The sequence below is a fragment of the Psychromonas sp. KJ10-2 genome (assembly GCF_047323255.1).
Taxonomy (GTDB): Bacteria; Pseudomonadota; Gammaproteobacteria; order Enterobacterales; family Psychromonadaceae; genus Psychromonas.
In genome coordinates, this window is the sequence record NZ_CP178827.1 from 659,185 (window position 1) to 675,234 (window position 16,050).

Annotated in this window: 8 protein-coding genes and 2 pseudogenes; 2 read left to right on the plus strand and 8 right to left on the minus strand. The window is 39.3% G+C overall.

Translation table 11 applies throughout. From position 1 onward, the window contains the following. The first annotated feature begins 422 nt into the window (after positions 1–422). Both ACLKL2_RS03190 and ACLKL2_RS03195 read left to right on the plus strand, forming a co-directional pair. Positions 423–992 (plus strand): DUF2057 family protein, encoded by a 570-nt coding sequence (locus ACLKL2_RS03190; RefSeq protein ID WP_413693345.1) that lies wholly within the window; start codon positions 423–425, stop codon positions 990–992. 315 nt (positions 993–1,307) lie between these two features. Beyond that, positions 1,308–1,910 carry a hypothetical protein gene (locus tag ACLKL2_RS03195; RefSeq protein WP_413693346.1) on the plus strand — a complete coding sequence of 201 codons (603 nt, stop codon included), beginning with the start codon at positions 1,308–1,310 and terminating at the stop codon, positions 1,908–1,910. A gap of 41 nt (positions 1,911–1,951) precedes the next feature. Here ACLKL2_RS03195 and ACLKL2_RS03200 read toward each other — a convergent pair whose 3' ends face one another. The 8 genes and pseudogenes from ACLKL2_RS03200 to ACLKL2_RS03235 all read right to left on the minus strand — a co-directional run bounded on the left by ACLKL2_RS03200 (position 1,952) and on the right by ACLKL2_RS03235 (position 15,969). Next, positions 1,952–2,470, minus strand: coding sequence for a VF530 family DNA-binding protein (locus ACLKL2_RS03200; RefSeq protein ID WP_413693347.1), 519 nt, complete (start codon positions 2,468–2,470; stop codon positions 1,952–1,954). Positions 2,471–2,743: 273 nt separating this feature from the next. Further along, on the minus strand, positions 2,744–3,199 hold the full coding sequence (locus ACLKL2_RS03205) for a GNAT family N-acetyltransferase (RefSeq protein ID WP_413693348.1): 456 nt from the start codon (positions 3,197–3,199) through the stop codon (positions 2,744–2,746). A 25-nt stretch (positions 3,200–3,224) separates the two neighbouring features. Then, positions 3,225–3,655 (minus strand): annotated as a pseudogene (locus ACLKL2_RS03210) (VF530 family DNA-binding protein). An 8-nt stretch (positions 3,656–3,663) separates the two neighbouring features. Continuing rightward, positions 3,664–5,301 carry a PfaD family polyunsaturated fatty acid/polyketide biosynthesis protein gene (locus ACLKL2_RS03215; protein ID WP_413693349.1) on the minus strand — a complete coding sequence of 546 codons (1,638 nt, stop codon included), beginning with the start codon at positions 5,299–5,301 and terminating at the stop codon, positions 3,664–3,666. A 10-nt stretch (positions 5,302–5,311) separates the two neighbouring features. After that, positions 5,312–11,130, minus strand: a pseudogene (locus ACLKL2_RS03220) (beta-ketoacyl synthase N-terminal-like domain-containing protein). A 53-nt stretch (positions 11,131–11,183) separates the two neighbouring features. Continuing rightward, entirely contained in the window at positions 11,184–11,891 is a 708-nt protein-coding gene (locus tag ACLKL2_RS03225; RefSeq protein ID WP_413693350.1) for a hypothetical protein, read from the minus strand. Next, positions 11,888–13,609: a hypothetical protein gene (locus tag ACLKL2_RS03230; RefSeq protein WP_413693351.1), complete on the minus strand. Its 1,722-nt coding sequence runs from the start codon at positions 13,607–13,609 to the stop codon at positions 11,888–11,890. The genes ACLKL2_RS03225 and ACLKL2_RS03230 overlap by 4 nt, the downstream gene beginning before the upstream one ends. Before the next feature lie 2 nt (positions 13,610–13,611). Continuing rightward, positions 13,612–15,969, minus strand: coding sequence for an SDR family NAD(P)-dependent oxidoreductase (locus ACLKL2_RS03235; RefSeq protein ID WP_413693352.1), 2,358 nt, complete (start codon positions 15,967–15,969; stop codon positions 13,612–13,614). Between the last annotated feature and the right edge of the window lie 81 nt (positions 15,970–16,050).

Genomic DNA, 16,050 nt, shown 5'->3' on the forward strand with positions numbered 1-16,050 from the left:
CCAAAAAAATTTGTATTACTTTTTAGATAATAATAAATCTTACCTTTTCTCTACCTATACTAGGATTTTAGTTTTATTAGATAATTACCACTTTATAAGCATATCTTTCATAAGTTAATTGGAAACGAATTAGTGCTAAACCAATATATTCCTACTCTCTTTTCCTATACAAAGTAGGTGATACCAACTATTACAACATTTTTAAGTAAAGGATCGTCTAATTGAAACATAACTCCTTTATATTTCATCACAAATTCGTTTTAATAATGAGTGTAGTGAATGGTTTACTTTAATTAGTTTGAAATTTATACATTCAATTCATTTTATTGTCGTTTTATGGACATAAATCATTTATCACGATACCAAAATCGTTACTGATCTGTCATATTCGGGTAATCAACTATATTAAGTTAGGAAAACATATGAGATTCACAGGATTAATTTTGTCACTTGCCATCAGCCCTTTTGCATTTTCGGGTGAAATCGTTACCCATAGCGACCTAGAGTTAATGGCCGTTGATGGCGCAAAGGTAAAAAGCTCTTTTTTTACAGATAACTCAATGGAAGTAACAGACGGCACGCATCAGGTTGTTGTCAGATATTCAAACTCTTTCAGAGATGAACGTTTACTTCAAAGTAGACCTTATGTGTTTAATATTACTGTTGATGGTGACACAGAAATCTCTACCAATAAGTTACTCAGCTTTGCACAAGCGGAACAAAAAATATCAACTGAATTAGATTGGTTTGTTGAAAACGATGCGGGTGAATATCAGGTAGAAACATCGGATCAATTACATGGTGATGGTTTTGCGCCTTATGCCGATATTGAAGGGCTGGTTGGAAAATATAACCAAAAAAATAATTTACAAGTAACCGAAGGTACAGTGACTAAAATCACGACTAATAGCTTAATTGAACAATATAAAGCAGCCACTGCAGAGCAAAAGAAACAGTTTAAAATTTGGTTAATTAATAACGACATCAAATAACTTAAACTTAAAACTAGATAACTAAATCAGATGGTTGGGTTGATATATCGATAGGCACTTTTCTGATTTAGTTACGAACCCTAAAAGCCACATACTAACACCACTTAGTTACAACACCCTCTTCTGTTATCGCTAATGCGTTTCCTCGTAATACTAAGCACCTTGAATACGCTATTTTAACAAGCACAATAAAAGCGTTAGATATAAATCTCTTTAATCCGATAACTACCTCATTACGCTACTTTATTTTCATTCGCTTTATGCTTATAGTGGTGTGCTTAGATTAAGATATATAAATGTCATAAGGAGCTGCAGATGGTCACAGTAGAAACACCTAACGGATTTGAATGGAATGATCTCAATCGTAATTGGGTGAAACACTATTTAATGCCTAAATCTGCTTTGTTAACTCCACTATTAAATGGTGACCAACTAGATGTAGATAGTATGGATGAAGGAGACTTTATTAATTTCTGTCACCTATTAGAAACTTCAGCTGAAGGCCGAGAACTGCGTAATAAAATGTTTAAAGCCTGGCGTAGTAAGAAATCTAGGGACAGTGACAACGGTAAGAAGCTTTATACCTTTAACATGTCTGTAAAAGCCGGAGACCAACTCAAAAAAATAGCCAAGAAATCTCCTTTAAATGCGACCTTAGAACTACTTATTTTTGCAGAAAGCGAAAGTCACCGCTCTATTCACTCTTTGCAGCAACAACTTAAACAAGCACAGCAAGAAAACCTACAATTAAAAGCCCAGCTTAATTCTGCTTCATTGCAAGCAACATCAGCCAATGATCAGGCCGACATGCAAGCTTTAATGAATACTCAATTACAGGTTACTGAGTTAGCGAAACTAGAAAAGTCTAAATTGATTAAACAGATATTATTACTGAAAAGACAATTGGATGAAAAATAGAAAAACAAAGTCGATTACCAACCGACTTTGTTAAATATTGATTATACATTCCAAGGGTTGCTTGGATCGTATTTCGGCTCATTCTTGCTTGACGTTGTAGATTGAGACTTAACTTTTGCATCACGCATTGGGTGTCTACTACCCTGCTCTTTTCGATGACGCATATTATTACTATGACGCTTTTCATTCTGTCTTTCTTGGAAAGCAGAAGCCGCCTTAGCTTGAGACAACTCAATTGACTCAATTGTTAACTTCATCGGCGACAATGGCACTATGCCATGCTCAAAACCACGCTCACGTGGATTCAGGTTAAACTCAACGTCATTTGGCTTTGGCATACGTTTAAAACGATACAAATAGAAGCTTTCTAACTTCAGTCTTGCCCATTCTTGTTTTTGTAAAAACTTTAAGCTGCCTTTGATGGTTGGATTAACATCAAAACACTTGAAACGTGTTGCGGCAAATAAAATTTTCCAGCCATAAAACTCAACGAGTTCAGTTAACATGGTTTCTGTTTTTAAACCATGTAGTGGATTGTTACGTTGCAACTCTGCAGACATCTGTATTCCTAAGGATATTTCGTAATTAAATTAAGTATAGCAGGCTTCATCTTTTGAAGCCCATTATACCAATCATAGTAAGTAACTGATCTATTTTACTTGTTAAAACAACTTATTTTTTCGTTGTAAGTTTCGTATAGGGAACAACCATTTACATCAACTTACGCCTCAAACTAAGCCATTTTTTTCCGGCGCAAAATTTAGATCAGTTATTTAATACAATTGGTATTACAGGCAATTATATTAGTTAAATTGTTATTGGTTAAGGTGTAATTAAGTAAAAATTAATCGCATCGTAATATGCTCTATGCCATCTTCATCATAAGGAGCTGATATAACTTCAAACCCCAGTGACTGATAAAAAGCTTTTAGATGACTTTGCGCTGAAATAGTGATGGCCGGCGCTTGCATCTCATGCTCAACAAAGTTGATTGCTTTTATCATTAACTGCTTTGCAAAACCTTTGTTTCTCGCCTGCTTATTGACAACCACACGCCCTATTGCAACATCATCATAAACAACCCCAGCGGGTAGTACGCGACAATAGGCTAACAAACTATCATCCTCTTCATCAATTAATGATACATGTGCTGATTGCTGGTCTAGTTCATCTAAATCCGGGTATAAACAGGTTTGCTCCAATACAAATACATCCTGTCTTAACTTTAAAATTTGGTATAAACGGTGTGCGCTTAATTCTGAAAACAATTGAAACTGCCAGTCTTGCATTATTTTTCCTAACTATTTTTTACTATTATTTCTTATTGATTCCCCAAGGGTCACTTGGGTCGTAAGCAGGCTCGCTGCTCACCAGCGCTTTTTTCTCATAAACACGGTGCTTACAGGCAATATCAACGCGGTCAATCAAGGCATCGGTAACCACGGCAGGCTCACCACTGACGGCATCCTCCGGTAAATTATGATCACGAGGTTGTTTAGCTAAGATTTTAGGCTCAGGATATGGGTAAGCTTTAAATTCATAAAGATAAAACATCTCTACTTTCTCTCTCGCCCATTGATTGTTACGTAAAAACTTGCAAGTCGATTTCATCCCCGTATGGAAATTAAATCGATCAATACATAAGGCTTCGCTTAATCCAGCCATGTATAGTGCTCGGACAACTCAGTAAGTAACACTTCTAGCTTTAAACCAAAGAGTGGATTGTTCTGTTTTTTTGCGCTCATTTTATGCCTTATGTTAGCAATGAAGTATTAGGTTGATAATTTAGTAAACTACTATGGATGTTAATGCCTTGCAATTTCAGTTGATTAATACGAGCAAGGTACACTGCACCAGTGAGTAAGTGTAAGGCAACATCAACTGCTTTACGCTCTTGATAATCGGCTAAATAGGTCTGCTTAACCCAGCTATTAAATGCGCCTAAGCTTGGCCCAGCCCAAATCTGATAATCCATCTCTCGCCCCACTTCGCCTATGTTAGACCAACGTGATGAAAGCCCAAGATACCAACGGAAAATTAATGCCATTTTACGTTTGGGATCATTTTTCGCTCTGGCTAACATTGCTGGATCGCGTTCATGAAAAAACGCAATGGTGGTTTGCCAAACTTGATCCAAGTTCTGACGGAAGATCTGCTTTTCTATTTTTTCACGCTCAACACTTGGGATCGCTTCAATACTTGGGTACTGACTATACAGCTCATATAACTTGTTGGCTCGCATCGCAAACATAGATCCACGTTTTACCACTTGTAGCTTAACACCCATTTCAAACATATCTGCAGCGGGCGCCATAGTCACATCAGCCATTTCAATATTAGATAATAGTTTACGTGTATGTTCAGAAGCACCAGCCTCAACACAGGCTTGATTTACAGACCCTAAGACAATATAAGCAGCGCCCATATTAAATGCAGCAATGGCTGATTCAGGCGTACCGATCCCACCACCAGCTCCTACACGTAATGGAACCTTATAATTAAACTTAGCTTGTAATTGGTCGCGTTGTTTAATGATGGTTGGTAATAGTGTTAAAAATGGGCGGTTATCTGTATGCCCACCAGAATCTGCTTCAGCGGTTATATCATCGGCCATCGGTACTGTTAAAGCCAATTCAGCTTGCATAGGCGTGATCTTACCGGCTGCTAGTAACTTATCTAAAAACTTCTGTGGCGGTGGTGACATAAAACGCTCAGCCACTTCCGTACGCGAAACCTTTGCAATCACTTTATTGCTAATGTTCACCGTTCCATCGGGGTTTTGTGATAAACCTGCAACACGATAATGAACAATATGCTGAGTTAACGCTAAGAAAGCCGACGCCTCTACTGTTTTGACTCCTAACTTTAAAAAGCGCTCTACCGCACCAGATTCTAATGCTTCTTCACTGGGTGCATGGATCAAATTTACGGCAAAAGGACCATTAGGTAATGCTTTTTGAATACGTTTAATAGACTCTTCAATAACATCAGGGACTAAACCTGCTGCACCGAATGAGCACAACATACCCTCTTTACCCAATGCAATAACTAACTCGACAGAAGCAATACCATTGGCCATTGCTCCACCATGGTAAGCATACTTAACACCGTGTGCTTGCTTAAATTGTTCGCTGCCTAATTGTTGAGGCGTTAAAGCTTGTGCAAAGCCGATCACCGTCTTAGCGTTTGTTTGTTGATTAGCATTACTTAGTTGATGGCAAACCCCCACTCCTTGCTCTGTTTGTGCAAGGTACAGTGGTTTATCCACTGCTAATAATGCGGCTTTAATAGTTTCTTCTTTCTTTTGTAAGCTATTTTCTGCCACTGCCCAGTTCCAATCAATGGTGTTGGCATTAGCTTCTAATAATGGGGTTTTAGTTGCTTGTGTCATAACTGTCTCTTTACGCCTCTATAATACTCAACACGATATCTTCAACTTGATAAATACGTAATCCATCTTTGGATAAGTTAGCATCACCTATAATGCGCACTTCCGACTCATTCTTAATAATCTCTTTAATATGAACATCTAAACTCATTTGTTTATTTAGCGGGGTTATTTGCCCACGGTATTTCCAAGCGACTTTTGTTTCTGGCGCAATAAAACGAGGGTTAGTAAACTGCTGCCCTAAATCATTTTTTAATGCATAACATTGTAATAATTCAATAATCGCTTCTACACCTAATGAGCCAGGCATCACCGGATCTTGGTGGAAATGGTAACGGAAGAACCAATCACTGGCGTCTATGGTACGTTGTCCATAAACATAAGCCAGTTGATGATCACCTCCACCTTCTACTATGGTCACTTGAGCAACAAAGTTAAGTTGACCACCTGCTAAACGATAAGCTGGTTTAGCGGGATCCACAGCAAATAAATTCAACGCTTTATTGGTTAAATCTAACTGAGTTAACTGCGTCGCCGGTGTGTTATGTGTAACAAACCAAGGCGCTGTGATTTGCCCGTTATCAATACCCAATTGATTAGTTAATGAATCGGCACTGAAGTAACCAAATACCGCTCCACCACGATAGATACATTGCCCTTCTACGCTTAATTCAAAACTAAAACTTTGAATAATCGCACCACCAGCCATACTGGTTGACAATAATACCGATTTATTAACAATGGTTTTACCACGTAAATCGATGCTGTTAACTATCTCACCATGGCCATCTAAATTACGGAAATACAGATCTTTTTCTGGATATTTTAAGGTTGTCCCCATGTAAGCAGAGATAAAGCCATTAGGTTGTAATGCAATTTCCATTAATAATGAGTATGGCATCCAGTTTTTAGCACTGTTTTTAGTGAAGTACCAAGCATCTTCCGGTACGACGTATTCTGCGACACAACTTGATGGTGTTTTAAAATCCATACGTTGCCCTTGCACTTCCGTCACCTGCGTCACTACCTGCAGGTCTCCACAAGGTGTACGCGGTGGAGTACGGCCTTGGTAGACAGAAAAATCAGGTCCAAAACATTGACTAATATCACCCGTCGCAAATTCAAATAGGTGCCAAGGGGTAAAAGGTGCGGTATCGGGTATACGATTCTGTTGTTCAACAAATGGGGCAGGAAAGTGTTTGATTGGCACAACCCCCTTATTTGTCGGTGCACTCAAATCAGACTCAACACGCATTAATGGACGGTTAATATGAGCAAAAGGATTAATCCCTCGTTCATCTAACAACTCAACATCACTGTGTGATACCACGCTATTACCTGCGTTTGCTTTAAGTTGTTGTACAGACTCAGGTAAGGTCACAGGGAATGGGCTATTTTGATCTTGCTCTTTAATCTCTACACATAGGTTTTTGAAATCAACCACTACTTTGCCATCTAAGATAATATCAATATTAGCTTTGATAAATGGACGTGGTGACATGCCTATTGCGGTCACTTCCATACGATAAGTTAAGGTATTATGTTGTGGGCGAACTTGACCACGACAACGCACGGTTTGTGCTTCACCAGGCATAGGTTGGAAACGCGCATTATTGACTTCGCTATTCATGCCTAACCACAGCATAAAGAACATCGCCATTTGCCCACAACCTTCAGACATTAAAGATCCGGCCATCACTTGATCATCTTTAAAATGACATGGGAAGTACCAATGATCTGGTGCTAAGGTTTTTTGACCTTCTAATAAACCCAGTCCCCAATGTCCACCTTGGGGATCTATTTTAGTCACCCGTTCAATCATCAAGAATTTTTCAGAGGAAAACTTCAATGAAGGGTTTCTACCTTGTTGATCATAATTTTGACCAAAACAACCCGCAATATCACCATCAACCAGTTTTAACATATCTTGGTAATTATATTGTGTTTGTTGGTTATTAATAAAGGGTGTAAAACGGCTCTTTTGTGCTTTATCTAATTGCGCTTGATCATTGGCAGTACTAATCACCCCTTTACCATCTGCTAACTCTTCATCGGTAAAGAAACCAGCACAGCCATTACGCATAATGAGTACTTTTTTATCGCCAACATAACAATCGTAATGGAAGAAAAATAACAACTGCTCGCCATTTTTAGCATAGGAATCGATATGGATCTCATAACGTAATGTTTCGCCGCCAAAGGCCATCTCTTCTAGGAAGGTTAACTCACAATCCAACAAACGATAAACTCGTTCGCCTTTGTTTTGAAAGTCGATACCAATATAAGATATAAGCATTAAATCACATTGCCCTGACTCTACAGACACAGACCAAGGTATTTGCCCATCAATCAAAAAAGGCGCATCCATTGGAATGTCATACTCTGTAGTCATTGATGACTTTTTATATTGATGAGTGCTTGCCTGCAAATCAGTCACACGGCTCACTAGTAAGTAATCGGTCGTAGGTAAACGCACACGTCTTGAGTAGCTATCAATGACGCGGTATTGCTCACCAAATACATTACCAATCTCCCCTTCTGCAAACTCTACCAATTGTGCAGTATCGAAGATCAACTGTTCCGGTTGATTGTATTGTTCAGTTAATTGTAAAGGTGGATAGTGATAACCACTTTGCCCTTTAATCTCAATTAACCCGGCTGTTGTGGTGTTGGCTGCATTTGTGACTGTTTATTACCATTTGTATTTAAGGTATTTAATTGCAGATCTTTATTTGCCACGGATTTATCCAAGCTCACTTCCTGAGTATTGCCTAAGGCTAACTCAGATTGTAACTTGATCAAGCTCGCTATCTGTTTTTCAGCCATAAAACGTTGGCGTAAAAAGGCTTGATGCGTTTGATGTTGCTGGGTAATTTGCTCACTTACTTGAGTGTGAATTACTTGCTCAGCTTGCTGCGTCATGTGTGTTTTTTTCATTGCCGCTTCTTGTCTATTATCTGTTACAGGGCTGTGATTTACTGCGCTATGTTGCGCAATCTCTGATCTATTTAATGGTTCACTCACAGGTGTTTTTGTATCTGTAAAATGCTTATTGAAGCTTTGTTGAACAGTCTCTAACTTCGCATCCTCTTTTAATTCGAGGATTGCGTTAAAGATGGATTTTCCACCCAAAGTCACGGTTTTGATTAAGCTAAGTTTAGTGGCTGCCTGTGGTAATCCAGCGATCGCTTTCTGTGAATGCACATTGGATAAAATGAGGTGTGCCACACTCATATCCTGACCTAAACCATGGACAGCAACATATTGATTCGCTTGCTTACTTGCCGGTTGAATCTGTTTATTGTGCAGAGCAATAACACTAGATAATAAGCTCGCCATACCAGACGCGTTATAACAATGACCAACATACTGTTTAGAAGAGACCAATTTAGCGTTTGGGTAAACCTGTTGCAAACTCGCTTGCTCAACGCTTAATTGTTGTTTACTGCCCACCGCAAAGCTCTCAACCTGACTAATATCCTGCGCATTCAGGTTGGCAGATTGTAATGTTGATGAGATCAGTTTTATTTGGTGAACAAGTTCAGTTTGGTTAGCAAACAAGCAAGCTTCTATTTTGCCATAAACCTGCTCAGATTTAACTTTATTATCTGCCTTAACCACAAATGCACCTGCGCCTTCACCCACTAACCACTGTGTTTGTTGGTCTGGTGTTGCTGCAACTTGCGCCTGCTCTGAGACAGGTAAAAACTGTTGGCGTAGGCTAATATTTTCAAAGCTACCGGCTAAATCAACACTGGCGATGATCACAGCTTCAAGGTCTGAGGTTTTTAATAAATTATCTGCTATATCAACACATTTATAAACTGAGTTTTCTTCACTTGAAACCGTAAAAGCAGGCCCACTAAAGTCCCATAAAGCGGAGATACGTGACGCCATAATATTACCGATAAAACTGGTATATTGGTTTAGCTGTGCTGGGTCATTAATACTTTGTTTACTGATATCAATTAATTGAGCCTGTTGTTGTTCACTTAACTCAATACCCATTTCCACTAGGCTGTTTTCAATTTGCGTAGCTAAATTCACACGGCCACGATATTGATGAAGATCCAACTCTAAGCCCATGGCAACCAGTACCGCGACTTTACCGCCCGCTTTTAAGCCTGCGTCCCTTGCTGCATTATCAGCCACTTTCATCATTAACAGCTGTTGCGCAATTAAACTATCTTGTTCATTAGGTGGGATTTTGAATCGTAAAAAATCGATATCAAATTCGCTGATATAGTTACCTTTAGGCGCACAGTTCAAACCAAGGTTATTAAGCACCGAAGTTTGTTGCTCAATACCTTGCCAGCGTTGTGTTGGTAAGGCACTGAAACAGTGTTGTTTATTATTAATGGCCTGTTGATAAGCTAACATGCTATCAAGTTTCCCAAAATGACAATCCATGCCAACAATGGCCAGTTTTCTTACTTGATTAATTGTCTGGGTGTTTTCAACATATTCACTGTTTCCAGGTTGTAATACTAGATGGGCATTACTTCCACCAAAGCCAAACACACTCACACCCGCTGTTCTTTGTTGCTCCGACTCTGGCCAATTAATCGTTTCCGTTGGAATTTGTGCCGCTGAGAAATAACCTTGTTGGGTGCTGATCGCGTTATCAACATTAATGGTCGCAGGTATTTGACCATTATTTAACGCATAAATCGCTTTTGTCATACCTGGCATGCCAGCAGCTGTTAGCAGATGACCTAAGTTAGATTTAGCCGATCCTAATAATGGCTTATGTTGATATTCGCTGAAAAACTGCTCCATGGAGCTTAATTCAACCTTGTCACCTTTAGGTGTGCCCGTTGCATGACATTCAATATAATCAACCTGTTTAGGATCAACCTGTGCATTATGATAAGCCTCTTGATAGGCAAGCACTTGACCTTTGCTATTGGGACTTAATACAAACTCACCTTTACCATCGTTAGTCAGTGCACCACCTTTAATTACAGCATGGATCTTGTCGCCGTCACGTATAGCATCACTATGTCGCTTAAGCACCATCATACCAGCACCTTGTGCAGCAAATAACCCCTGAGAGTCTTTATCAAATGGAGCGTGTCGGTTGTTTTCTGGGAAGGCTTGGAAAATAGAAAAGCCCATATTCACAAATAATGAATCCGCTGCAGAAACAGCACCTGCTAACATCATATCTGCTTTACCTGAATGCAAATGGTCACAAGCAAGTTTAACGCTATAACAAGATGATGCACAGGCTGCATCCAATGCGAAGTATTGACCACCTAAGCCATTCACTTGCGCTAATAACGCAGCAGGATATCCTGCGACTAAGGCATTGTGAGGGTTAACTTTTTGTTGCTCAGCAAAGGCACTCAACGCAAAATTAGGATGAATCGTATGCTGTAAAGCAAGTTCAACAACCTGACGATAAGACTCCATAAACAGATGGTTTGATTGTTTAGTTGGAAACGATAGGTTCCCTAAAATCAAACCACATTGCTTTAATTGCTCAGCTTGCCAATAGCCTGCATCTTGTAAGGCACGTTTAGTGACGTATAAAGACCATTGATGCAAATCATCTAACTGCAATAAATCATTAGCGGTAAAATCGCTTTGCTCTGCGTTCAAGTATTCCTGTGCATTAAACTCAAAGTCACGAATATACCCACCGTATAAGCAGTAATATTTGTCATTCTCACCTTTTTTACCTAGGTATTGGTCAGGATTAACGCCTAACTCATGCTCAGTAATGGCAGTGCGATTATCTTGTTTTTGTAATAATTGTTGCCAAAACTCTTCTGGCGCACTTGAGCCTGGAAATAGATTTGCGATACCAACAATGGCAATGTTTTCCATAAATACTCTCTATGATACTAATACGGTTTCAGCGATTTTATTAACAGGACGCACTAAGGTTCCTTTAAAAATGGCTGTAAATTCACGGGATAACCTAGGCTGACTAATGTCGCTACGCTTTTGAGGATCGCAGTATAATCTTCCGAATTTTTCTGATTAACTGACAAACAGGTTACGCTACGCTGATTATTCTTTAAAATACGTTCAATCCAAGTGCTTAATGATTTTCCTGCACCCATTTCAATAAAAACACGTTCCCCTGTGGCATACATATTCTTAATTAAACGAGGAAAATCAACAAACTCTGTGAGGCATTTACTGATACTCACAGCAATCGCTTTTTCAGTGATTGGCACAGGTAAGTAACAAGAGCTAGAAAATAACTGACACGCTAACTTTTGTTGTACCGGCAAGGAATACATCAATTGCATTCGCTGATATTCACTACGAGATAACTCACAATGGATGATGTTAGGGACATTCAAAGCAATAGCTCTAACACCTAGCGCTTTAGCTAGGGCAAGGCATTGGCGAGGGTCGCCAGCAATCACTAAACTATCAGCGGTATTTTGAATAGTGATAAAAACACGCGGAAAATGTGTAATAACCGATCTAACCTGCATCAACCCCGCTTTAATATGGTAGGACTCCCAACGGTGTTGCTTGCCCGCTTCTGCCTCGCCCCATACTTTGTCTAAACGTTTTAACGGACCAGCTAATTGCTCTGTAAATACCGGGCTATTACGTAATCGCTCACTCAATAAATGTGGATTTTTCCAGCCCCTAGTGCCGCAAACATACTCACTTCTCCCATGCTATACCCAGCGGCACTAGTGGCATTTAATGCCAAACTACATTGAAATAGATGCGTTAATAAATAAGCATAACTGACGCCAGCTTCAGCAATATTTGCTAGGCTTGCTCTTAAGTTGTGTTGAGCTTGAAGTTCGACTTCACGACTAGTAGTAATATGTCTTGGAGTGATCAATTTATCCTGCAAACTATGGGATAAATCAGGGCTCATCTCACTCATCGCTTGATGTGAGTGAGGAAAAAGACGGAGTAGATCCTTGCCCATGTTTACATATAAAGCCCCAACTCCTGGATAAACAAAACTCAGCGGTTGTTTATCGGTTCTTGTATTAACTAACTGCGCACAGCAATAACTGCCAAGTGGAGTTTTCCATGCTTGTTGATTGTTGATCGCTTTTTCTAAGCCAAGACAAGCTAGGTTAATTTGCTCAGTTAATTGCTGAAGTGAACTGGCTAATAACACCACACAATAGCATCCATTTTGAGCGTTGCTTTCTGTTAAATAACTTGCACTTAGATGTTTTTCAAGCAGCGATTTAAAGCTCAGCCTTGATGATTCACAATCGTGCTTTAAATGTGCTAAGTGCTTTATCAATTGGTCCACAGAAGCACTTTTAATGATAAAAGGTTTAAGCGGTTGTTGTGCTAAAAAGCCATTACCGTAGCTTGCTGCGACAGGCTGGTGCTTTTTTGCCTGTGTATTAACATTGGAAACAACGAATAGTTGATGTACCTTTTTATCTACGAGACTAAGCAATAGATGTCTAGTTTGCTTTGATTGCTGTGGTAAATAACTGGTTGAGTCAGCTAATAGATAATAAGGTGAATTATTCCACTCTTGCTCTTGTAGCTTATTAACTAAGGACTGACCGGAATAACCTAAACGATATTGTTGGTCCATACAAAGCACAGCCGAAATCAAACTTAATAGCGACATAAACTGGGCATCTTCAGTGTGATAACAATCAAGACTGGTTAACAAGGTAGGCTTTTCTAATTGGCTAAGTTCTGGTTTATCTGTCGCCTCATTAAAATCTATATAAGGCAGTGCATGTTGATCAACTGATAGGCTGGAATCTAACTGATTCAAGATGATCGACTCAAACATCTCATTACTGATCGCATTGTCATCGCGAAAATGAGCAAGGTGTTTTTGTATTAAGTCAGTTTGTTCAGGCACTGGAGATGCGTTTTGCACACTACTTTGTGCATTAATATACGCATAACAATGACAAAGACTTAATTGCGATGCAGGATCTTGCCTAAGTTTGTCCGACGCAACTAAGATAGCGGCGTAGCTATTTAAATCACTAGCGTCAATGCTGATAATTAAACTTGCGTTAGATGATTGCTGAGAACAGACATCTAAGGCATCACTTAGTGATTCACATTGAGTATTCTCAGCGAATTTTTCAGTTAAGTGCCCTAGATCCAGTATTTGAACATCGCAACACTGTATTAAATGAACTTGCGCCCGAGTTAAATGGTTATGTGTCAATAACTTATCACATAACCTCTCTAACTCATGAATCGCAGTGTTTGCATTCTGGACAACAGCAGTTGTTAGCTTTTGACCTTGGTATAGATGGTAGTCATAAGCATCAATATCAATCTGCTGATTGTTATTGTCTGTAATACTTACCTCTAACCCTAATACTGCTAACATGCTTAAGCGCTAGCCTTAAACAGTTCAGTTAAGCTTGGGCTACAGGTCACTTCTGCTGAAGTTATTTTACTGATCACTTTGTTATCTTTATCAATCAAGAGTAAATCACCAAATACACTTTGGCCTTGTTGCTTGGTGACTGTTAGTTGAATAAAGAAGTGCTCATCGAGTTGTACTTCTCGGTACACATCCCAACTCTCTGTACTGGTTGGCAAACTGCCTGTACCTAACTGTTTATTCGTCCAGACTAATAAAGCCTGATAAACCAGATCATTAGCAGCGACATTGGTTTCAGTTAAGTCAAATTCAGCATGGTCACGATTAGCTGAATTTTCGATGGCACACTCTAATAACAACCCAGTTTCATCGAGTTGATGAATATGTTGAATACCCTGTAAACTTTGACCATGGAACAAGCTACCATCAGCATATAACTCAGCCGCTTGTTTTGATTGTTTATTCATCAATGCTGGTAATACCAATTGGCATTCAGCTAATGGTAAGCCATTCTCTAATGGTTTAGTCAAGGTCACTACACCTTGATAATGATAAACAGGTTTTCCTTGAGCATTAGTACTGCTTACTAATACTTCTACGTTTAACTCGTTAGCTGACTGCTCAACCAATTTAGTATCTAATATAAATTGTTCAGCATGTGCGCCATTAAACACCACACCTTTAAATAATTTAAAATTTTTCACCCCTTGGTATTGATAATCAGGGTATTGCTGTTCACAGGCTGATTTTAACCAAGCCATGGCACAAACCGTTGGTAAAACACCTTGTCCATCTATTTGATGGTCAGAGATTAAAAGGTTTTCTTGATGATTAAATACTTTAATAACTTGGCCTTCAAGCTGCAGAGATTCATTTTCTGCCTCTGTACCCGCCATATCAGTACCAATCACAATCTGTACACAACGATTGTCTGCAGCCGCTAATTCACTCGCTAATAACTTAGCACCAGACTCAATGGGAATAATGTACACACCACGTTGGTCAAACATACGTTTTAACTCAGCGGTAACCATACCTCCATCCCAAGGGCCCCAGTTAAAGCTTAATACCTGAGTATTAGGATAAAGCGCCTTAAAACGGTACGCTGTTTTGTTTAGGATCTCATTGGCAATCGCGTAATCTGATTGTGCAGGATTACCATAGAAACCCGCCGCCGATGAAAACATAGCTAGGTGCGCTAATTTTTCCATTTCACAACATGAAAGTAATGCCGCTAATCCATCGATTTTAGTTCTATAAACCTGTTCAAACTCACTTAATGTTTTATCTTCAATAAATCTATCTGCTAGTACACCTGCGCCATGTATAACGCCGGTAATACCTCCCCATAACGCAGTGATTGGAGAAACGGCAGCTTGTAACGCTTGTTGATCACATACATCGGCAGCAACGTACTCAGCGATTCCACCAGCCTGTGTAATAGCTTGTAAGGTTTGCTTAATCTCTCGATTTGCCAATACCGCGTTAATTAACTGCTTCACTGATTTGGGATTAGGCTTTTGGCCACTGTTTATCAAATGCTGCATGGCAGCTTTTTTAAGTTCAACATCGGAGTCAATAGCTAAAGACCAAGATGCTTCATCAGCTTGGTATTGTGAACGACCTAACAGGATAAATTTTGATTGGTACTGCTTTGCTAGTTCAATAACACAATGTGCTGTCACCCCTTTTGCACCGCCACTGACTAAGAAAACAGAGTCTTGATTAATGGACTGACCAAGCGTTAATTGATAGCTATCGGTTTTTTCTGCCACTAACGTTAAACGGCCATCATTGTTGTAACCAATTTCTGTCGGTGAAGTTGCTTTATCATTAAGCTCTGCCACAACAATCTTCGCCACTTTAGCTGTAGTGTATTTACTTGGTAAATCTACAATTCGACAAAAAACCTGATGCCACTCTTGCGCTAATGTTTTTACTAAGCCAGACAGTCCACCTTGTACTAAGTCAGCTTTAGCTTCAAGGTTATTTGTCGCAAAATCACCACCTTGGCGTGTTATCACCAAAAATGATGAACGGACTTCATTATTTAATTGATTTAATTTACATAACTTCGCTAATAAGAACGCCAGTTGTAACCCTTGTTTAGCTGACTGCTCAAACTTAATACCAGGAGCATTAGTTTTAGGATGTAAATAGATAACAGATTGCCACTCTTGTGCCGTTAAAATTTCCACCAGCAAGGTTTCATCAAGCGCAGGTAAATCTACAAGTTGTACTTGTTGAGCAAACTGTTTGGTTAATTTAACTTTTATCCAATGCGGAGTGAGTACCGTTACTTGCCAACCAAGTTGGGTTAATTCATTAGCGGTTAACACACAACTGTCTAAACCATCATTCACTAATAATAATTGTTTACTGCCAGTCGTTAGGTTGTGAACACTTGAATCAATACATTCAAGTGCAGCAAGCTTTTTATCGCC